General features: G+C 63.8%; 12 protein-coding genes and 1 other RNA gene. All 13 read left to right on the forward strand.

The window, feature by feature from the left end; all coding sequences use genetic code 11:
* Positions 1–67 precede the first annotated feature (67 nt).
* The 13 genes from ABQZ00_RS10300 to ABQZ00_RS10360 all read left to right on the forward strand — a co-directional run bounded on the left by ABQZ00_RS10300 (position 68) and on the right by ABQZ00_RS10360 (position 22,178).
* Positions 68–2,539 carry a methyl-accepting chemotaxis protein gene (locus ABQZ00_RS10300; protein ID WP_323539306.1) on the forward strand — a complete coding sequence of 824 codons (2,472 nt, stop codon included), beginning with the start codon at positions 68–70 and terminating at the stop codon, positions 2,537–2,539.
* A gap of 785 nt (positions 2,540–3,324) precedes the next feature.
* Positions 3,325–5,589, forward strand: a complete 2,265-nt coding sequence (locus ABQZ00_RS10305) for a methyl-accepting chemotaxis protein (protein WP_323539305.1) — start codon at positions 3,325–3,327, stop codon at positions 5,587–5,589.
* Between the two features lie 739 nt (positions 5,590–6,328).
* Positions 6,329–8,590 carry a methyl-accepting chemotaxis protein gene (locus ABQZ00_RS10310; RefSeq protein WP_323539304.1) on the forward strand — a complete coding sequence of 754 codons (2,262 nt, stop codon included), beginning with the start codon at positions 6,329–6,331 and terminating at the stop codon, positions 8,588–8,590.
* Between the two features lie 463 nt (positions 8,591–9,053).
* Entirely contained in the window at positions 9,054–11,726 is a 2,673-nt protein-coding gene (locus ABQZ00_RS10315) for a methyl-accepting chemotaxis protein (RefSeq protein WP_323539303.1), read from the forward strand.
* A gap of 647 nt (positions 11,727–12,373) precedes the next feature.
* Positions 12,374–13,162: a flagellar brake protein gene (locus tag ABQZ00_RS10320; RefSeq protein ID WP_323523031.1), complete on the forward strand. Its 789-nt coding sequence runs from the start codon at positions 12,374–12,376 to the stop codon at positions 13,160–13,162.
* Between the two features lie 121 nt (positions 13,163–13,283).
* Complete coding sequence (locus ABQZ00_RS10325) at positions 13,284–13,769, forward strand: chemotaxis protein CheW (protein ID WP_011037040.1); 486 nt, start codon at positions 13,284–13,286, stop codon at positions 13,767–13,769.
* A 313-nt stretch (positions 13,770–14,082) separates the two neighbouring features.
* Positions 14,083–14,466, forward strand: coding sequence for a hypothetical protein (locus tag ABQZ00_RS10330; RefSeq protein WP_005993867.1), 384 nt, complete (start codon positions 14,083–14,085; stop codon positions 14,464–14,466).
* An 82-nt stretch (positions 14,467–14,548) separates the two neighbouring features.
* A complete protein-coding gene (locus ABQZ00_RS10335; RefSeq protein ID WP_323539302.1) occupies positions 14,549–16,927 on the forward strand; it encodes a methyl-accepting chemotaxis protein in 2,379 nt (792 codons plus the stop codon).
* Positions 16,928–16,980: 53 nt separating this feature from the next.
* A non-coding RNA gene (locus ABQZ00_RS10340) (sX9 sRNA) lies at positions 16,981–17,056 on the forward strand.
* Positions 17,057–17,275: 219 nt separating this feature from the next.
* Positions 17,276–18,142, forward strand: a complete 867-nt coding sequence (locus tag ABQZ00_RS10345) for a CheR family methyltransferase (protein WP_055846534.1) — start codon at positions 17,276–17,278, stop codon at positions 18,140–18,142.
* Complete coding sequence (gene cheD / locus ABQZ00_RS10350; RefSeq protein ID WP_005993860.1) at positions 18,139–18,735, forward strand: chemoreceptor glutamine deamidase CheD; 597 nt, start codon at positions 18,139–18,141, stop codon at positions 18,733–18,735. The genes ABQZ00_RS10345 and cheD overlap by 4 nt, the downstream gene beginning before the upstream one ends.
* Positions 18,732–19,808 carry a protein-glutamate methylesterase/protein-glutamine glutaminase gene (locus ABQZ00_RS10355; RefSeq protein ID WP_115553662.1) on the forward strand — a complete coding sequence of 359 codons (1,077 nt, stop codon included), beginning with the start codon at positions 18,732–18,734 and terminating at the stop codon, positions 19,806–19,808. The genes cheD and ABQZ00_RS10355 overlap by 4 nt, the downstream gene beginning before the upstream one ends.
* 183 nt (positions 19,809–19,991) lie before the next feature.
* A complete protein-coding gene (locus tag ABQZ00_RS10360) occupies positions 19,992–22,178 on the forward strand; it encodes a sensor domain-containing protein (RefSeq protein WP_428849118.1) in 2,187 nt (728 codons plus the stop codon).
* The last annotated feature ends 233 nt before the right edge of the window (positions 22,179–22,411 follow it).

The following is a 22,411-nucleotide window of genomic DNA, read 5'->3' on the forward strand; positions in this document are numbered from 1 at the left end:
GATGCCGGCCGGCTCAAGGCATAACAGGTATCGGCCGATAGCCTGCGTACGCCCATGAGACGCACCGATGACCACTGCTTCCGCGCTGTTGCCGCAGACCACTTCACCCGCCCCGCGTCGCTGGACCAGCCGCTGGGACGACTTGGCCATTGCCAAAAAACTCGGTGCGATCGGTGTGCTGGCATTGGTCGGCCTGGTGATCCCGGTGCTGCTCTATAGCGGCAAGCTCAATGAGAGCGTCACCATCAGCAACAACGAATTGCGCAGCTACGCTCCGCTTGGGCAGATGCTGGGCCTGATCACCGATCTGCACGCGGCACACGTCGATAGCGGCAGCGCCGCCGACGCCGCAGCACAACGCGCCGAACGCGATCTGCAGCAACTGCTCGCCTCCACTGCAGCCATGCCCGGCTTCGAACGCAGCCAGACACAACTGCTCGCTCTGCAGCAGCGCCATGTCGCCACCACTGCGGCCAGCGGCTATAGCGGCGTGAGCGAACAAGCCTTCGCTGCGCTGGATGCACTGCGCGACGACAGCCAACTGGTCTACACCCCGTATATCGAAAGCTACCACCTGGTGGTGGCGACCTTGATCTATAGCCCCGACGCCACCGAATCGCTGACCCGCCTGGATGCGGCCAACGATCCGTCGCAGGCAGGTGGCGAGCGCGCCATGCTGCGCGAACAGCTCAATCAGCTGCAGCGCAACCACGTGCGTTTCCGGCATGAGCTGGACAAGGCAATGGGCCTGCTGGAACAGCCCGACCCTGCCCTGGCCGATGCCGCCAACGCCGAAGCCACGCGTGCCAACGCCGCACTGCAAGCTCTTGGCGCGGCGCTGGAAGGCAGCGATACGCAGGCCGATACGCAGTGGAATGCCGCACTCGATACGCTTGGCCAGGCCATGCAGGACCTCAGCAGCACCTCGCTGCAGGCCTTGCAGCGGCAATCCGAACGCCACCTGGTGGATGCGCGCAACGCGATGTGGCAAGCCGTCGCCGGCCTGTCGCTGCTCGCGCTGCTGATCGCTGCGTTGGGCTGGTACACCTTGTCCAACCTCACCCGCAACGTGCGCCGCGCCGCGACGGTGGCTGCCAACATCGCGCAAGGCGAGCTGGACGAACGCATAGTGCCGCCCAGCCGCGATGAAACCGGCCAACTGCTCGACAACATGCGCCGGATGCAGGAGCAGGTGCAGCACGTGCTGGCCGCACAGAGCGAGATGGCGCAGCGCCACGACGCCGGCCAGATCAGTTACCGCATGGACGCAGACAGCTTCCCCGGCGCTTACGCCACCATGGTGCGCGATACCAACGCCCTGGTCGGTTCGCATATCGCGGTAAAGATGCAGCTGGCGCAGATCATGTCGCGCTACGCCATCGGCGACTTGAGCCAGGACATGCAACGGCTGCCCGGCGAAAAGGCCGTGCTCACCGACACCATGGACACGGTCAAGGCCAACCTGTCGGCGATGAACAACGAGATCAAGCTGCTGGCGCAGGCCGCAGCCAGCGGCGACTTCAGCGTGCGCGGCGATGCGCAGCGCTTCCAGTACGACTTCCGCGCCATGGTGGACAGCCTCAATCAGCTGATGGCCACCGCCGACGCCAACCTGCAATCGCTGTCCAAGGTGCTGCAGGCGATCGCTGCAGGCGATCTCACCGCGCGCATGCATGGCGATTTCCACGGTGTGTTCGCACGCATGCGCGACGATGCCAATGCCACGGTGACGCAGCTGGCCGATATCGTCGGGCGCATCCAGCGCTCCACCGATGCCATCAACGATGCGGCCAGCGAGATTGCGTCCGGCAATCAGGACCTGTCGCAACGTACCGAGCAGCAGGCTGCCAATCTGGAAGAAACCGCTGCCTCGATGGAAGAACTCACCTCCACCGTGCGCACCAACGCCGAGCATGCCAAGCGCGCCAGTCAGCTGGTGGTCGGCGCCGCCGCGGTTGCCTCGCAAGGCGGCGACGTGGTCGGCCAGGTGGTCGGCACCATGGCCGGCATCCAGGCGGCCTCCAGAAAAATCGCCGACATCATCGGCGTGATCGACGGCATCGCGTTCCAGACCAATATCCTGGCCTTGAACGCTGCGGTGGAAGCCGCGCGTGCCGGCGAACAGGGCCGCGGCTTTGCCGTGGTGGCCTCGGAAGTGCGCAGCCTCGCGCAGCGGTCTGCCGGCGCGGCGAAAGAGATCAAGCACTTGATCGACGATTCGGTCAGCCGGGTCGAACACGGCAACCAGCTGGTCGGCCAGGCCGGCCGCACCATGCAGGAGATCGTCGATTCGGTGCAGAACGTCACCACGATCATGCACGAGATCAGCGAAGCCTCGCTGCAGCAGTCGCAAGGCATCGAACAGGTCGGCCAGACCGTGGCGCAGATGGATCAGGCCACCCAGCAGAACGCCGCGCTGGTGGAAGAAGCCACTGCCGCCGCACGCGCGATGGAAGAACAGGCGCAGCAGTTGCGCGATGCGGTATCGGTGTTCCAGTTGCAGGTGGCGGTGTCGCCCCGCCTTGGGCGGGCCGCCTAAACGTTGCGGCGCGCGATGACTGCCGCGTGTGCAGCACGCTGCAGATGGCCGGTGATGGGACCGGCGACCTGATCGCCTGGCGATGGAACACACCCGCCATCGCCATCGTATCGATGCCCTGACAAGACGACCGGTGTCGCTACCCTGAGGGCACTGCGGCAACCGCGATGTCACCTTCCATCGTAGGGCGCGCCGTCATCCGCGCGTCCTGATCTGCGTCATGAGCGATGGCACACACCCGCCATCGCCGCCGTGTCAATGCTCTGACAAGACGACCGGTGTCGCTGCCCTGAGGGCACTGCGGCAACCGCGATGTCACCTTCGACTGTAGGGCGCGCCGTCATCCGCGCGTCCTGATCTGCGTCATGAGCGAATGCGGCATTGCGCCGACTTGCTTCCCAAAGCCGGTGCACTCACCCGGCAACCCACCCGCCTGCACACCGCCGTCACGCTTCAGCCCGTGATCGAACAGTGAAATCGCAGCGCACCGGTCGCGTGCTGGTAGCGCTCCCATCAGGGTTTCCAGATCACTTGTGCACACCAGCATCATCTTGGTGACGGCCGCCCATACACAACCAGCCAAGCGAGTTCAGCTGTCGCCACCAGCGCCGTTACCGAGCACAAGCATGCAGACCTGCCTTGCAATCGAGCGCAGCGTGACAACCGGTCACGCGCATCGATGGATCGGCCGGATGCATGCCCGCCCTGGCAGCGCTCGACGTACCGACGACGCGACCCTGCCGATGCGCATCTCCCCTTCCTGCCCATCGCCTTCGAGACTCAACATGATCGCTCTTCTTCAACGGTACAACGTCGGCAAGCGCCTGACCTTTGCGTTCGGCACGCTGATCCTGCTGTCGTGCGCACTGGTGGCCGCTGGTCTTTACACGCTAGCGCAAGCGCGTCAGAGCCTGGATACGCTCACCAATCGCAACATGGTCATCGTCCAGCATCTGCAAGAGATGAATGACGCCGTCTCGGTGATTGCCGTGCAGCTGCGCAATATCGTGCTGCCGACCACCGCTGAAGAAAATCGTCGCTTCGCCGCCATCATCGAAGAACAGCGCAGCACCTACGACAAAGTGCGCGAGCAGCTCTACGCCTTCTCGGCGACGCCGACGGCACAAGCCATCCGCGAGAAGATCGATCAGAACAACAAGACCGCCAGCGCGCTCAACCGCCAGGTGCTCGATCTTGGGTTAGCAGGCAAAACCGATGAAGCCTTGCCGTTGATGCTGCAACGTGCAGCGCCGGCCACACAGGCGTGGCAGGACACGTTGCTGGAGTACACGGCGCTGCAGCGCAAGCGCGCCCAGGAAGCCAACGAGGTGGCCACCACCGCGATGGCACGCGGCCGCACGATGTTGATCGGCGGCGGCCTGGCGGTGGTGTTCATCAGTGGCCTGCTGGGCTGGGCCATCACCCGCAGCCTGGTACGCCCGCTGTCGCAGGCCACCCGTGCCGCCGAAGCCATTGCCAACGGCAATCTCGACAACGATGTGCGCACCACCAGCAACGACGAAACCGGTCGCCTGTTGCAGGCGATGGACAAGATGCAGGACCAGGTACGCAAACTGATCAGCGCGCAGCTGGACATGGCCAAGCGCCACGATGCAGGCCAGATCAGTTTCCGCATGGATGCCGGCGCGTTCCCCGGCGACTTCGGCCGCATGGCCAAGGACACCAACGAACTGGTCGCCGCGCACATCAAGGTCAAGATGCAGACCATCCACCTGGTGGAGCGCTACGCCATCGGCGATCTGAGCGAAGACATGCCGCAATTGCCAGGCGAAAAAGCCGCGATCACCACGGCGATGAATCAGGTCAAGCACAACCTGTCCACGATGAATCACGAGATCAAGCACCTTGCGCAGGCGGCAGCCAACGGCGACTTCACCGCACGCGGCAATGCCGAGCAGTTCCAGTTCGACTTCCGCGTCATGGTGGAAAGCCTCAACACCTTGATGGCCACTGCCGATGGCAACCTGCAGTCGCTGTCCGGCCTGTTGCAGTCGATCGCCGCCGGCGACCTCACCGCACGCATGACCGGCCAGTACCAGGGCGTGTTCGCACAGATGCGCGACGACGCCAATGCCACCGCCGAACAGCTGGCCAACATCGTGGGCCGCATCCAGGAAGCAGCCGGCGCGATCGGCCTGGCCTCCGGCGAAATCGCCACCGGTAATCAGGATCTGTCGCAGCGCACCGAACAACAGGCCGCCAATCTCGAAGAAACCGCCGCCTCGATGGAAGAACTCACCTCCACCGTCAAGCAGAATGCCGAACACGCCAGCCAGGCCAATCAGCTCGCCATCGGTGCCGCTGCAGTGGCGTCCCAGGGTGGCGCTGTGGTGGCGAGCGTGGTCACCACCATGTCCGACATCCAGGCGTCTTCGAAGAAGATCGCCGAGATCATCAGCGTCATCGACGGCATCGCTTTCCAGACCAACATTCTTGCCTTGAATGCGGCGGTGGAAGCGGCACGTGCCGGCGAACAGGGCCGTGGTTTTGCGGTGGTCGCCTCCGAGGTGCGCACGCTGGCACAGCGGTCGGCCGGCGCAGCGAAAGAGATCAAGCACCTCATCGACGACTCGGTGGAAAAGGTGGCGCAAGGTGCAACGCTGGTCGACCAGGCCGGCACCACCATGGCCGACATCGTGGCCAGCGTGCAGCGCGTCACCAACATCATGAGCGAAATTTCGTCGGCCTCGCAGGAGCAGTACGCCGGCATCGAACAGGTCAACCAGACCGTGACCCAGATGGACGAAACCACCCAGCAGAATGCCGCACTGGTGGAAGAAGCCACCGCCGCCGCACGCGCCATGGAAGAACAGGCGCAGCAGCTCACCGAAGCCGTCGCAGTGTTCAAAGTGGCCGAACACGCGCCGATTGCACGCCGTCTGTCGGCTATTGCCAGCGCACCGGCCAATGCACGCACCGCGCCGCGTCCGGTTGTACGCCCCAATGCGGCAACAGCACCGCGACGTGGCGCGATGCAGACCACGGCATCGGCGTCGGCTAACGACACTGGTGATTGGCAGGAGTTCTAAGCGCAGTACGCGCGACCTGGGTAAACGAACTGGTCGCGCAACACTGGCGCATGTGCACAATCAACTCTGCGCGCACCGATAGCCATACGCACCAATAGCAGCAGACGAGACACCGCGCCGCATCAAACACAAGGCCGGCCCGCTTAGCGGGTCGGCTTTGCGCGTTTTGGCAGGCAGGCAACTTGCTCGCGTGCAGGAAGCTAGGCAGACACGCAGCAACAACTGGCAGATATCGCAGCAGCGCCCACGCGCCTCGCAGAATCGCTCCGCCCGTCACCAACGATCAGCCACACAGCGCACGCAACAACGAAGCCCCAGCGCCTAAGCCCCTCTCCCCTCGGGAGAGGGGTTGGGGTGAGGGTACGGCCAAGCGACCAAGTCAACACCACCATGACCGCCCCAACCGCACTCACTCCAACCAAGCCTACGTTGCCAAAACCCGTGCAGCGCACGTGAAACCCTACGATGACAGCCAGATGCCACTTCGCTGCACACGCGCATAAACAGCACATTCCGACGCCGAAATCGAACAACTCAGCACAGTTTTTCACCAGCGCCAACCCGACCCACACGTGCTGTTCACCAGTGTGATCCAGCGCTGTACAGGCACCGCGCATCCGGTCAATTCGAGGCAGTTGCAGCCGTTACCACTTGGCATGCCGCAAAGCGGACACGAGCGCACGGCGACGTGCCACCCGGTCGATGTCATGCACCCCATCCCTTCGAGCCGAGCGACTCCATGAACTCTTTTTTGCTGCGTTTCAATGTCGGACCACGCCTGGCGGGCGCCTTTGCCGTGTTGATTCTGCTATCGGGCTTCATCGCCTTTATCGGCTATCGCGGCCTGACCTCGGCACGTGGGTTGGTCGATGACCTGGTGAGCCAGAACATGACCAAGATCCGCCTGTCCAACGACATGATGAATGCGAACTACATCATCGCCGCGGAATTGCGCAACCTGGTGCTGCCCACCAGCGATGCCGACAATCTGAAGTTCATCGAAAAGATCAAACGCGCACGCGCCGACTACGCCAAAGCGCGCGACGCCTTGTACGCCATGCCCGTCTCGGAACAAGGCAAGGCCATTCGCGACGACATCGATCAGCTCACCCCCGCGGTGCGCGACTTGAACAACCACGTCATCGATCTGGTGACGTCCGGCCACAGCGACGAAGCGCTGCCGCTGCTGCTCACCAAGGCAGCGCCCGCGCTGCAGCAGTGGCAGGACAAGATCGGCGACAACATCGTTTTGCAGGACAAACTCGCCGCCGAAGCCGCTGCAGTTGCGCTGCAATCGATGAACGATTCGCGCAAGCTGCTGGTGGGCGGTTCGCTGCTGGTGGTGCTGCTCAGCAGCACGCTGGGCTTGCTGATCACCCGTAGCCTCACTCGGCCGCTGAGCCGTGCCACACGTGCTGCCGAAGCGATTGCAGACGGCAAGCTGGATAATGCCGTGCATACCGATGCGGGCGACGAAACCGGCCGCCTGTTGCAGGCGATGGACAAGATGCAAACGCAGGTGCGCAACCTGATCACCGCGCAGCTGGACATGGCCAAACGCCACGATGCCGGCCAGATCAGCTTCCGCATGGATGGCGGCGCATTTCCTGGCGATTTTGGCCGCATGGCAGGCGATACCAATGCGCTGGTCGACAGCCACATCCAGGTCACCACACGTCTGGCGCAGATCATGGGCCGCTATGCGATCGGTGACCTCAGCGAAGACATGCAGCAGCTCCCCGGCGAAAAGGCAGCACTCACCAACACCATGGCGCAGGTCAAGGCCAACCTGGCTGCGATGAACCAACAGATCAAGCACCTGGCAAACGCTGCTGCCAATGGCGACTTCAGTGCACGCGGCGATGCGGCGCAGTTTCAGTACGACTTCCGCATCATGGTCGAAAGCCTCAATCAATTGATGGCCACCGCCGATGGCAGCCTGCAATCGCTGTCGGGCATGTTGCAGGCCATTGCAGCGGGTGATCTCACCGCACGCATGGATGGCGACTTCAAGGGTGTGTTCTCACAGATGCGCGACGACGCAAATGCCACCGCCAGCCAGTTGGCCGACATCGTCGGGCGCATCCAGACCTCTGCGTTGTCGATCAACGCCGCGGCCAGCGAGATTGCCACCGGCAATAACGATCTATCGCAGCGCACCGAGCAACAGGCCGCCAATCTGGAAGAAACCGCCGCATCGATGGAAGAGCTCACCTCCACCGTCAAACAGAACGCGGAGGGCGCACGCCAGGCCAACCAGCTCGCCATCGGTGCCGCCAACGTGGCCTCGCAAGGTGGCGAAGTGGTCGGCAAAGTGGTCGACACCATGGCCGGCATCGAGGCCTCATCGAAAAAGATTTCCGACATCATCAGCGTGATCGACGGGATCGCGTTCCAGACCAATATCCTGGCCTTGAATGCGGCGGTGGAAGCGGCGCGCGCCGGCGATCAAGGCCGTGGTTTTGCGGTCGTCGCCTCTGAAGTGCGCACGCTGGCGCAGCGTTCGTCGGCGGCGGCCAAGGAGATCAAGGACCTGATTGGCGATTCGGTACAGCGCGTGGCCGATGGCTCGCAACTGGTGGATCAGGCCGGCAAGACCATGGCCGAGATCGTCTCCTCGGTGCAGCGCGTCACCGACATCATGGGCGAGATCTCCGCCGCTTCGCAGGAGCAGTCGGCCGGCATCGAGCAGGTCAACCTCACCGTGACGCAGATGGACCAAGCCACTCAGCAGAACGCAGCGTTGGTGGAAGAAGCCACCGCCGCTGCACGCGCCATGGAAGAACAAGCGCAGCAACTCACTGCAGCCGTGGCCGTGTTCAAGGTCGAGGCACAGGCGCCGGTCGCGCGTCACCTGACTGCCATCGCCAGCGCGCCACGTACTGCGCGCCTGCCAGCGCGTCCGGCGGCACGCACCACCGCCACGCCAGCGATGGTGCGCCGCCCTGCGGTGAGCGCGTCTGCGTCGACAGCCAACGCCAGCGGGTGGCAGGAGTTCTGAATTCACCCGCAGCAAGGAATGCGCTGATACCCGTCAGCGCATGCACCGACGCAGCCATCTACCACCGTTGCAGCAGGTAACGGCGCGGTGAGTGATCTACGCGTTGCGCACCACCACCATCAGCACTACAGAAAGTTCGAGAGTCGTTCGAGTCCGCGCTTCGCGGATCTTGTGGGCCGCATCCCGTGCAAGGGGACGCGGCCCTTCTTTATGTTCGCGTTTTTATGTCCGCGTCGTCGGCACGCGCAGATCGGGGTCGATGGTGTCCTTCACGCTCCCAACTTCACATAGTCCTTACATATGCCGATTGTCGGCGGCGCAGCTGGAAACGCTTCCAATGAGCAGAAACTGAATACAGCGCACCCTGTTGTGCTGATTTCTACAAAAACGATCAATTTCGCGCATAGACGGCCGTTATCGCATTCACGCATCCGTAACGCCCTCCCCCGGGCAAGGCACTCTCATGCATTTCTTCAACCGACTTTCCGTTGGTACGCGGTTGTCCGCATTGCTGACCCTGGTCATCGCGATGTCGCTGGGGCTGCTCGCCCTCACCATCTACCGGCAATCGGCCGGCGACATCGAATCGCAGGTCAAGGCCGAACTGCGTTCGAGCACGCGGCTGATGCAGCAGTCGGTGGCGATGTACGACGTCACCCTGACCGAAGGCACCGAGCGTCTGGGCAGCGTCTTTGACGACATGCTGCCGCGCGGCGCACGCGAGCTGGATACCGCCAGTACCGTGAGCATCGGCGAGCAGAACACGCCCACGCTGCGCTCCGGCAAGCAGGCCCTGAATCTCAACTTCGACGCGGTGGATCGCTTCGCGCAGACCACCGGCGGCGTTGCGACCATCTTCGCGCGCACCGGCGACGACTTCGTGCGCATCACCACCTCGCTGCGCAACAAACAGAACGAGCGCGTGATCGGCACCCTGCTCGATCGCAAGGGCAAAGCCTACGCCGCGCTGTCCGAAGGCAAGCCCTTCACCGGCCAGGCGCAGTTGTTCGGCGACCAGTACATGACGTACTACGCGCCACTGCGTAACGCTGCTGGCGAGGTGATCGGCGCGCTGTTCGTCGGTCGTAACTACACCCAGGGCCTGGCCGCGCTCAAGGCCCAGGTCAGCACGACCAAGCTGGGACAGGACGGCTATTTCGTCATCGCCGACATGGCGCCTGGCGAGCACCAGGGCCAGATCATCGCCGCACCGCCTGGTGCTCCGGCGACGTTGTCGGCACTGGTGCCGGCCGAGCAGCAAGCGGCATTGCAGTCGGTGCTGGACGGCAAGCAGCCCAGCGCCAACCTGCAGCTGCGCGATGCCAAGGGCAACGCGCAGGCATTCGAAGTCACCGCACAGCGCTATGCGCCGTGGCAGTGGGCGGTGATCGGCACCCAGCCGCGCAGCGCCATCGACGGCCCGCTCGACCAGCTGATGGGCAGCATGCTGTTGTTCTCGCTGGTGGTGCTGGCGCTGTGCATCGCGGTGGTGTTCATCGCCGCACGCAAGATGGTCACCCGCCCATTGATTGCAGTGGAACGCGTGCTCGGCGATGTCGCCGCCGGCCGTCTGGACAACCCCATCGAGATCGATCGGCACGATGAACTCGGCCGCCTGCTGCTCAGCGCCCGCACCATGCGTAACGACCTGCGCGCGCGGCTGGAGCGCGATCACCTGATCGCCAGCGAAGCACTGCGTGTGCGTACCGCGCTGGACGATGTCAGCACCAACGTGATGATCGCCGACATCCATCAGCGCATCATCTACGTCAACCGGCCGCTGCAACGCTTGCTCAAGGGCGTGCAGGAACAGCTGCGTGGCGTTGCGCCCGGCTTCGATGCGGACAAGCTGATCGACACCAGCATCAATCAATTCCATGCCGCGCCGAAGGAGCACGAGCGCATGCTCGAACAGCTCACCGGCACCAACGTCGCCCAGATCACCGTTGGCGACCGCATCGTGCGCCAGGTGGTCAGCCCGGTCTTAGACGCCAACGGCGAGCGCATGGGCTTTGTCATCGAGTGGGCCGACCGCACCCAGGAAGTGCAGGTGGAAGAAGAAGTCGCGCGCATCGTGCAGGCAGCCGCAGCTGGCGACCTGAGCGGCCGTGTGGACACCGCCGGCAAGCAGGGCTTCTTGCTGCAGCTCGCCCAGCAACTGAACATGCTGCTGGACAACAACGCCGATGGCCTCTCGCGTGTCTCCGCGCTGCTGTCGTCGTTGTCGCAGGGCGATCTCACTGCGCGCATGGACGGCGATCTGCAAGGCGTGTTCGCCACCATCCGCGACGACGCCAACGCCACCGCCGACCAACTGGCCGGCATCGTGCGTCGCATCAAGGATGCGTCGCTGGCGATCAACTCGGCCGCCAGCGAAATCGCCACCGGTAACGGCGACCTGTCGCGTCGCACCGAACAGCAAGCCGCCGCACTCGAAGAAACCGCCGCGTCGATGGAAGAACTCACCGCCACCGTCAAGCAGAACGCCGACAACGCCGACCAGGCCAACCGCCTGGTGCTGGATGCGGCCGGCGTGGCCGCCAAGGGCGGCGACGTGGTTTCCCGCGTGGTCACCACCATGTCCGATATCGACGCCTCGTCCAAGAAGATCGCCGACATCATCAGCGTCATCGACGGCATCGCCTTCCAGACCAATATCCTGGCCTTGAACGCTGCGGTGGAAGCCGCACGTGCTGGCGAACAGGGCCGCGGCTTTGCCGTGGTGGCCTCGGAAGTGCGCACGCTCGCCCAGCGCTCGGCCGGTGCGGCCAAGGAGATCAAGCACCTGATCGAAGACTCGGTGACCCGCATCGGCAACGGCGCCGCACTGGCGTCGGAAGCGGGCAGTACCATGCAGCAGGTCGTCAGCTCGGTGCAGCGCGTCACCGACATCATGGGCGAGATCACCAGCGCCTCGCGCGAGCAGGCCGCCGGCATCACCCAGGTCAACCAGACCGTTACCCAGATGGACGAAACCACCCAGCAGAACGCCGCCCTGGTGGAAGAAGCCACGGCAGCCGCGCGCTCGATGGAAGAACAGGCCACGCAGCTGGTGGACGCAGTGGCGGTGTTCCGCCTCGAACAGCAGGACAGCCTGAGCACCTTGCTGGCCAACGCACGCCACGCCTATCACTGATGCGACAAACGCTGTCTGAGGCAAACGCTGGGTGAGTCGGGAGATGTCCAGGCGTTGTTGGTTGCCGTGCTCAAACGCTGCACGCCGACCACCTTCACTGGCCCTTGCCCGCTCACCGTCGCAGGACCCTTGGCGGCATGGATGCCGCCACGGAGCTTACAAGAACGTACTTGCAGCGTGTCCTGCGATGGTGAGCGGGCAAGGGCCCTGCAGCAAACTCGCAGTATCGAGCCCGCGGCGCCCTCACCGCTCGCGGGACACGCCGTGAACCCGTCCCTGCGGGCTCGTTGGCGGTATCCATGCCACCAACGGTCCCGCAATCGGCAAGGGCCCCGCACCAGAACGTTGGTTGGCTGTTTGATGAAAGCAGCCAGTGATATGACGGCACCGCGGGCGAACGTCGCCTGTCGCTTGCACCAACGCGCCGACCACCTTCACTGGCCCTTGTCCGCTCACTGTCGCAGGACCCTTGGCGGCATGGTTGCTGCGTTAAAAGCTCTGCACACCGCCCATCGCGATGGGTCATGAGCAGCGCCAGGCGTACGAGTTTTATCAGCAGCACTTAAAGATTTCGCTTTGCCGCCGATATCAAGGCGACGCCGGGACAACCCTCCGGGCTTCTTCCCGCTACCACTGTGCTTGTGCCCATGTCCCAAGGCGATACCTCAGAGTCAGAGCTGGACCACGACGATCACCTTGCAGAAGGTGACGAACGCTATCTGCTGCGCAACAAACGGCAGATCCGTGGCTTGCTGCGCCAGCTGCTCGACCAACGCGCCGTAGTGACCATGCATGTGGCAGGCCGCGACATGGCCGTGCCCACCGCCGTGCTCGAAATCGATGAAGACGACGATTGCGTGATTCTGGACGGCAGCCACAACGACACCTCCAACCGCGCCATCGAAGATGCCAAGTACCTGCTCTGCTATGCGCAACTGGAGCGGGTCAACGTGCGTTTTCGGCTGGAAAAGGCCGAGCGCATCGAGCGCGACATCCACGTCGCCTTCCGCGCCGAGCTGCCGGACGCGATGTACCACATGCAACGCCGCGAATCGTACCGGCTGGAAACGCCGATCACCGACTCGCCCATGTGCATCATCCGCCAGGACGAAGCCCAGGGCGGCAACCTTAACCTGCAGCTGCGCGTGATCGATATCAGCAGCGGCGGCCTAGCGGTGTCGCTCACCGCCGGCATGCCCTTGCTGGAGCCGCAACGCACCTATCGCGACTGCACGCTGCACCTGCCCGACGTCGCACCGATCGCCCTGCCGCTCACGGTGTGCAGCCAACACAAGCAGACCCTGCCCAATGGCAGCGAAGGCTTCCGCGTCGGCCTGCAGTTCAGCGATCTGCCGCGTGGCGCCGACGAAACCATCCAGCGCTACATCTTTCGGGTCGACCGCCAGCGCAACGCGCGCAAGAGCGGCGTGTTCTGAACCCGCACGTACCACTTGGTCCACGCACCTAAAGTTGCCGAGCGCTGCGCCGATGTTGCTATGGCAGCCTTCTCAACCTAGTGCCGCAACCTGACACTCAGCCGCAACGCCCGGAGTTTTCATGAACGACAAAAGCACTGCCACCGGCACCGGTGGTGAATTCCTCAGCTTCGCATTGGGCGAAGAACACTACGGCGTGGACATCCTGAAAGTGCAGGAAATCCGTGGCTACGATTCGGTCACCCGTCTGCCTGACGCGCCCGACTACATCAAGGGTGTGATCAACCTGCGCGGCACCATCGTGCCGGTGATCGACCTGCGCCTGAAGCTGCGCCTCAAGGAAGCGCGCTACGACGCGTTCACCGTGATGATCGTGCTCAACGTCGAAGACCGCGTGGTCGGCATCGTGGTGGATAGCGTCTCCGACGTCATCCCGCTCAATGACGACCAGATCCGCCCGACGCCCGAGTTCGGCGCCGCAGTGGACACCCGCTTCATCTCCGGCATCGGTACCCAGGACGATCGCATGCTGATCCTGCTGGATATCGAAACCCTGCTGGACAGCACCGAGCTGGGTCAGCAGCAGCTGGCTGAAGAAGCCGCCTGATTCACGGTGGTTGAGTGCGGCGACCTGCGGTCGTCAGAGGGATGCAGTGGTTGGCAAGCGCGGCAATGCATCAGGTGTGCATCGCCGCGTTTGAACACCCGGCAGCCCTCTGACGGCCGCAGTGGTTTATGCCTAATGCGCATACCACCATCAGGTGTCGGGAGCTTCCCGACACGAGACGCACTGCTAGATAGAAGTGCGATTTGAATCACATTTTTTTACTTCAAGTTGAATCCCAGTTAGCCGATAGCTGAATAGAAGCCCGCGTTCATAAGCGGGTCACCGTTCGACTTTCGATTCTGGAGAATCCCCAATGAAGTTCCTGCTCTCGCTCCTCCCCGTCGCTGCTCTCGTGATCGTTGCCCCCACGCTGTCGGCTCAGTCGCAGGAAATGATTCCGCCGGAGATGGCCACCCGCTTCGTCGGCAAGGACGGCATGGTGTGCGGCAAGGTCGAAAAGGCCAAGTACGCACAGAGCTCGGAAGGCGAACCCACCTTCCTGTACATGGGCGGCATGTTCCCGCGTCACACCTTCTCGGCCCGCATCGACGGCGCCAACCGCGGCAAGTTCAGCTTTGCCCCGGAATCGTTGGAAGGCAAGGACGTCTGCGTCCTCGGCAAGATCCAGCGCGACAGCTCGCGCGCCGAAATCGAAGTCAGCTCCCCGGCCAGCCTGAAGCTCGCCACCATCAAGTAATCGCATCGCACATCGCCACGCCCATGCGTGGCGATGTGCTGTCTGGATTATGCGGACTGACTTCTACGGGGGAATCGTGTCAATGCAATGGATTAATAATCTGAAATTGATGCCGCGGCTGATGCTGGCGTTCGGCATCGTGCTGCTGATCATGCTGGTGCAGGGAATCATCGCGTATTCGGGCCTGGCATCGCTCAACAACGTGACGCGCGATCTGGCGGGCAACACCATGTCCAGCGTCCGCGAAGCCGGCGATCTGCGCGGCATGCTAGGCGAATACCGGAATGCGTCTTATCAAAATCTGGTGCGCGCCAGCGATGCGGTCAAGCAGGAAGCCAGGGTCCGCGCCAAGAAGCTCAACGGCGAAATCGAGGCAACGATCAAGGGCTATCCCCGCCTGATCGAAAGCCCGCAACAGAAAAAACTCTTCAACGTGTTCGTGGCCGACTGGAAGAAGGCCTCGGCCTCGTACGCCAGCGTCGATGAAATGATCGAGCTCAATCTTCCCGACGATGCCATCGACACCTTTGTCGGCGAGACCCGCACCCTGCACAACAAGGCCAAGGATTCGCTGGCTGCGTTGATCGCCGAGGACAATCTGCTGGCACAGGCGGCCAAGACCAAGGCCGAAAAGGTCCACGCAACCTCGGTCTCGCTGACCATGGTGGTGTTGCTGATCGGCATTGCCGGTGGCCTGGGTCTGGCATTTCTGTTTGCCCGCTCCATCGTGCGCAGCATGCGCGGCGCGGTGAGCACCGCCACCGAAATCGCCGGCGGCAAGCTGGATGGTCAGATCAATGCGCACGGCAAGGACGAAGTGGGCGAACTGATGCGCTCCATGCAGCGCATGCAGCGCGATCTGAAGGAGCGCATCGAACGCGATCAGAAAATCGCCGACGAGAACCTGCGCATCCGCACCGCGCTGGACAAGTCGTCCACCGGCACCTTCATCACCGATCCCGACCGCGTCATGATCTACGCCAACGATGCCTTCAAGAAGATCGTGACGCAGTACGAAAGCAGCATCCGTCTGGCATCGCCCGAGTTCGATGCGAGCAAGGTCATCGGTCAGCACATCAGCTACCTGGGCCTGTCGGACGCGACCGTGCGCAAGGCCGTTGCTGCGCTCGAACGCGATGGTGTCACCAGCTTCGAAGAGCGCTTCGGCGAAGTCGTGCTGGCGCAGACCGTCACCGGCATCAAGAACGAGCAAGGCGAAACCACCGGCGAAGTCTGCGAATGGCGCGACCGCACCATCGAAGTCCAGGTCGAAGAAGAAGTCGCCCGCATCGTGCGTGCCGCTGCCAGCGGCGACATGAGCGGCCGCGTCGAAACCGACGGCAAGCAGGGCTTCTTCCTGCAGTTGGCGCAGCAGCTCAACGGCTTGCTGGATGCCAATGCCGGCAGCCTGGAGCAGATCTCTGCGCTGTTGTCTGCGCTGTCGCGTGGCGACCTGACCGTGCGCATGCAAGGGCAGTTCAGCGGCGTGTTCGCGCAGATGCGTGACGATGCCAATGCCACCGCCGAGCAACTGGCCGATATCGTCGGTCGCATCAAGCTCTCCTCCAGTGCGATCAACTCGGCAGCCGGCGAAATCGCCTCGGGCAACAGCGATCTGTCGCACCGCACCGAACAGCAAGCCGCCAACCTGGAAGAAACCGCTGCCTCGATGGAAGAGCTCACCTCTACCGTCAAGCAGAACGCCGAAAGCGCACGTCAGGCTAATCAGCTGGCCATCGGCGCCACCGGTGTGGCCTCGCAGGGCGGCGAAGTGGTGTCGCAGGTGGTCACCACCATGTCCGGCATCGAAGCCTCGTCCAAGAAGATCGCCGACATCATCTCGGTCATCGACGGCATTGCGTTCCAGACCAATATTTTGGCCTTGAATGCAGCGGTGGAAGCGGCACGTGCCGGTGAGCAAGGCCGCGGGTTTGCGGTGGTCGCCTCGGAAGTGCGCACGCTGGCACAGCGTTCGGCCGGCGCCGCCAAGGAGATCAAGGGCCTGATCGACGACTCCGTGCACAAGGTCGCCGAAGGCTCTGCGCTGGTGCGCAAGGCCGGTGCGACGATGGCCGAGATCGTTGCCAGCGTGCAGCGTGTCACCGACATCATGGGCGAAATCTCCGCCGCCTCGCAGGAACAGTCGGCCGGCATCGAGCAGGTCAACCAGACCATCACCCAGATGGACGAAACCACCCAGCAGAACGCCGCCCTGGTGGAAGAAGCCACTGCCGCCGCCCGCTCGATGGAAGAGCAGGCCGGTCATCTGGCCGAAGCGGTGTCGGTGTTCAAGCTGGACGAATCGGCCGCGGTTGCACAAGCGCGCGTGCGCCCGGTGGCCTCGCGTCCGGTTGCGGTCAAGACGGCGGCCAAGCCGGCCGTGCGGACAGCCGCAGCGCCGTCGGCGCGATCTGCCAAGCCGCAGGCCGCACTGGCCGACGGTAACTGGCAAGAGTTCTAAGAGCAGCCAACAGAAGGGCTATGCAGGCGCCAGGCGGGCGCGGCGGATGCGTCAGGTACCTCGCGTACACTCCGCCTCCTCCGCGCCGTCCGCACCCACCTGACGACTGCTCGCTACGTTCTGGTAACCGCTCCAAGTCACCGCTGTCACCCACAACGCCCCGGCACTGCCGGGGCGTTGTGTTTCTGCCTCTCGCAACGACAGGCAGCCTTCACCCCGCCGCGCCGTCGCTGCACGCCGCCGCACCGCAGCGTTGCTGCGACACCGAGCCCAACCGCAGTCATTGATGGATTGGTGCTTCAGTTGCACGGCTACATGGCCGATACCACGTTATAGCTCCCGACGTGTATGGATATGACGACTACGACTCCCGCTTCAGACACGCGCGAATTCGATTTTGGCGACCGCGACTTCAAGCGCGTTTGCGACCTGATTTACCAACGCGTCGGTATCTCGCTGGCACCGGCCAAGCGCGACATGGTGTATGGCCGCCTGTCGCGCCGCCTGCGCGTGCTCGGGCTGCGCTCGTTTCGCGAGTACATCGACCAGCTGGAAGCCGGCAACGACGAAGAAGAATGGCAGGCGTTCACCAACGCCCTGACCACCAACCTGACCTCGTTCTTCCGCGAGCCGCATCACTTCGACAAATTGCGCGAAGAACTACAGAAGCGCGCCTCGCAGGCGCCACTGAAGATCTGGTCGTGCGCCGCATCCACCGGTGAGGAACCCTACTCCATCGCCATCACCGCCTGCGAGGCGTTCGGCACACTGACCCCGCCGGTGAGCATCGTCGCCACCGACGTCGACACCCAGGTGCTGGAAACCGCCTCGCGCGGCGTCTATGCCATCGACCGCGTCGCCTCGCTGGATGCGGCGATCAAGCGCAAGTATTTCCAGCGCGGCAGCGGCCCCAACGAAGGCAAGTGCCGGGTGATTCCTGCGCTGCGCCAACTCATCGAATACCGCCAGTTGAATCTGTTGTCGCCGCGTTACGACGTCGGCGGCCCGTATGCGGCGCTGTTTTGCCGCAACGTGATGATCTATTTCGACAAACCGACCCAGCGCGGCATCCTGTCGCGTCTGGTCAGCCACATGGGCGACGACGGTCTGCTCTACACCGGGCACTCGGAGAATTACCTGCACGCAGCCGATCTGATCCAGCCGTGCGGGCGCACGCTGTATCGGCGCGCTCCGCGTTCGGGAGCCTCTGCATGAGTACCGCTGTGCAAGTCGACGACGTGATGCGCTACCGCGATTCGCGGTTCCAGACCATTACCGCCAAGCTGCTGCCCACTCAATATCTGGTGGTGGACGACGACACCGCGTTGACGACCACCTTGGGATCGTGCGTTGCGGCCTGCTTGCGCGACCCGGTGCTCAAGATCGGCGGCATGAATCACTTCCTGCTGCCCGAAGGACAGGTCGGCGACGGTGCACCGGCGCGCTACGGCAGTTATGCGATGGAGTTGCTGATCAACGACATGCTCAAGCGCGGCGCGCATCGCAAACGCATCGAAGCCAAGGTCTTCGGCGGTGCCAACGTGCTCAAGGGCTTCACCAGCAATCCGGTCGGCACCCGCAACGCCGAGTTCGTGCGCCAGTACCTGCAAGCCGAACACATCCCCATCATTGCCGAAGATCTGTGCGGCATCCATCCGCGCAAGGTGTGGTTCTTTCCGACGACCGGCCGGGTAGTCGTGCAGCGTTTGCCGCATGCGCACGAAGCCGAAGTCGCCGCCACAGAATCGGCCGTGCGCGCCCGTCTGTCCAAAGCACCGGTCACCGGTGGAGTGGAGTTGTTCGAATGACGCTGGAAACTCCCGTACGTGTACTCATCGTCGACGACTCGGCGGTGGTCCGTCAGATGCTCACCGAAATCCTCTCGCGCGATCCGGGCATCGAAGTCATCGGCTCGGCCGCCGACCCGATCCTGGCGCGCGAAAAGATCAAACGCCTCAATCCGGACGTGATCACGCTGGACGTGGAAATGCCGCGCATGGACGGCCTGGTGTTTCTGGAAAACCTGATGCGCCTGCGCCCGACGCCGGTGGTGATGATTTCTTCGCTCACCGAGCGCGGTGCCGACACCACCTTGCAGGCCTTGTCGCTGGGTGCGGTGGACTTCGTGTCCAAGCCCAAGATCGACGTCGTGCGTGGACTGGAAGGCTATGCCGAAGAAATCGTCAGCAAGGTCAAGATGGCCGCCAAGGCCAAGGTCAGTGCACTGCATCGCCCCAGCACGCCCAAGCTCACCCTGGACATGCAATCGGCACCGGTGCCGGGCAGCGCGCTGCGCTTCCGCACCACCGACCGCCTGATCGCCATCGGCGCTTCTGCCGGCGGCACCGAAGCGCTGCGCGTGGTGCTCGAACACATGCCTGCCGATGCACCGGCGGTGGTGATGACCCAGCATCTGCCGGCCAGCTTCAGCACCGCATTCGCCGAGCGCCTCAATCGCCACTCGGCGATGTCGGTGCGCGAAGCCAGCGACGGCGAAGCCATTCTGCCTGGCCACGCTTATCTGCCGCCGGGCGGCCAGCACCTGCGCATCATTCGCGACGGTGCGCGTTGGCGCTGCCGTATCGACGACGGCCCACCGGTCAATCGCCACAAGCCGGCGGTGGACGTGCTGTTCCGCTCGGTCGCCGCCAACGCCGGGCCGAATGCGGTCGGCGCCATCCTCACCGGCATGGGCGACGACGGTGCGCGCGGCCTGCTGGAAATGCTGCAGGCCGGCGCCCCCACACTGGTACAGGACGAAGCCAGCAGCGTGGTGTGGGGCATGCCCGGCGCCGCCTACAAGCTGGGCGCCGCCCAGGAAGTGGTTCCGCTGGACCGTGTTGCCGAACGCCTGATCGCATTGTCGGCACAAGCGCGCTGATCGCCCATGCGCGCCCTGCCCCCGCATCCGACCGATCTGCCGCCGCACGACGGCGCACCGGACACCGACGCCAACACGGCGACGGATGCGTGGGCGACAGCCGAACTGGTCGGCGATACGTCGTCGGTTACCGCATTCGACCATGCGCGCACGCCGATCAAGCACGGCCCGCTCACGGCCGGCATGGCCAAGCCCGGCGAAGCGCCGGATGACCGTCGTTCGCGCTTGCTGGCCGAAGCGCTGGATGGCAGCAGCAGTGCCATCCTCATCTGCGATCTGCAATCGCGCCTGCTCTACGCCAACGATGGCTTCCAGCGCATGTTCGGCTACACCGAAGCCGAGCTGGTCGGCCAGCGCCCGTCGGATGTGTTGACCCGCGCGCAGAGCGACCAGGGCGAGGTTGCGCGCATCCGCGATCGCGCCGATGCCCTGCAGCAAACCCGTGCCGACTTGCTGGTCTATCGCAAGGACGGCTCGCCGTTGTGGATCTCGCTCAACTTCAATCCGATCTACGACGCCAAGCACAATCCGTCGCATTACGTGGCGGTGCTGACCGACATCACCGACACCAAGATGCACGAGGTGCTGCAGCACCGCGTGCTGGAAGCGCTGGTGCAGGAGCGCCCGCTGATCGAGGTGATGACGCTGATCTGCACCGAGGTCGAACGCATCGCACCGGAAGTGTTGGCGACCGTCATGAGCGCCGACAACCAGGGCTGCCTGCATTCGCTGGCCGCGCCGAGTCTGCCGCCCGAGTATGCCGACGCCGTCAACGGCCTGAAGATCGGCCCCGGTGCAGGTGCCTGCGGCACCGCTGCCTGGCGCGGCCGTGCGGTGATGGTGGAAGACATCGCCACCGACCCGTTGTTTACCGCCTATCGCGACCAGTTGATGCCGATGGGTCTGCGCGCCTGCTGGAGCACCCCGATCCGCGCCAATAGCTCGCGCGTGCTCGGCACCTTTGCGCTGTATTACCGCAAGCCGCAACGTGCCGATGCCTGGCACGTACGGCTGACCGAACTGTGCCAACAGCTGTGCACGCTGGCACTGGAGCGCGAGCAGATCCGTCAACGCGTGCATCAACTCGCGTTCTACGACGCGCTGACCGGCCTGCCCAACCGCATCATGTTCAGCGCACGCGCCGAGCAGGCGCTGACCCAGGCCGAATACGCTGCCGAACCGGTCGCGTTGATGTTCATCAACATCGACCGTTTCAAGCTGATCAACGACAGTCAGGGCCATTCTGCCGGCGATGGTCTGTTGCGCGACATCGCGCTGCGCGTCGGCGACCAACTTGCCGCCACCGCCATGCTGGCACGCGTGGCCGGCGACGAATTCGCACTGGCCCTGCCGCAATGCAGCGCCGAGCAGGCCAGCGCCGCGGCCGAACGCGTGTTGGGCACCATCGCCGGCCCGCTGTCGGTAGGCCACATGACCGTGCATCCCTCGGCCAGCATCGGCGTGGCGATGTTTCCCGAAGACGGGCGCGACATCAACATCCTGCTGCGGCATGCCGACCTGGCGATGAATCGCGCCAAGAAGGAAGGCGGCGGACGCTTCCGTTTCTTCAGCTCCGACATGAATCGCATGGCGCAGGAGCGCGTGGCGCTGGAAGCGGAACTGCGCCAGGCCATCGGTCGCGATCAATTGCAGCTGCATTACCAACCGCAACTGCATAGCGCCGCCCCGCACGCGCTGTATGGCGTTGAAGCCTTGCTGCGCTGGAATCATCCGCAACTCGGCGCCATTTCGCCGGCACGGTTTCTGCCGGTCGCCGAAGAGCAAGGCATGATGCCCCAGCTCAACGCCTGGGTCCTGCGGCGCGCCTGCGAACAAGTGGCCGACTGGCGTCTGCGCGGCGTGCCGGTCACGCGCGTGTCGGTGAATCTGTCGGCCAGCGGCTTCGAAAGCCCGCGCATGCTCCCCGACCTGCTTGGGCTGATCGCCGACACCGGCGTGCAAGCCTCCGACCTCACCCTTGAATTGACCGAAAGCGTGATGTTGTCCGGGCAACCGGGCGTGTTGGAGAACCTGCATGCCATCCGCGAAGCCGGCATCTCGTTATCGCTGGACGACTTCGGCACCGGCTATTCCAGCCTGAGCCATCTGCACCGCCTACCGATCGACGAACTCAAACTGGACATGAGCTTCGTACGCGATATCGAACACAGCGAAGACGCACGCGCGCTCACCACCTCGGTGCTGCGCATCGGCGAGCATCTGCGCAAGCACGTCGTCGCCGAAGGCGTCGAAAACGAAGCACAGCGCCTGTTCCTGGCCGACCTGGGCTGCGAAGTCCTGCAGGGCTACCTGTTCTCGCGGCCTCTCCCGGCCCCGGCACTGGAAGCCTGGCTAGGCGCGCAACCGTAACCACGCAACATCCAGACGAGTGCAGGCCTTAGACGACCGCAGCGCGTAGACGGCTGCAGCGTTTACAAACCCCTCTCCCCCCGGGAGAGGGGTTGGGGTGAGGGTACGGCCACACACAAATCCCGCCGAAACCCTCCCCTCATCCGCCCTACGGGCACCTTCTCCCGACGGGAGAAGGAAACACATCTGAAGCTCCCGACGGGAGACGCAAAGCAGCGATAAGCCATCTCACC

It is taken from the genome of Xanthomonas sp. WHRI 10204, from assembly GCF_040202875.1.
Classification (GTDB): Bacteria; Pseudomonadota; Gammaproteobacteria; order Xanthomonadales; family Xanthomonadaceae; genus Xanthomonas.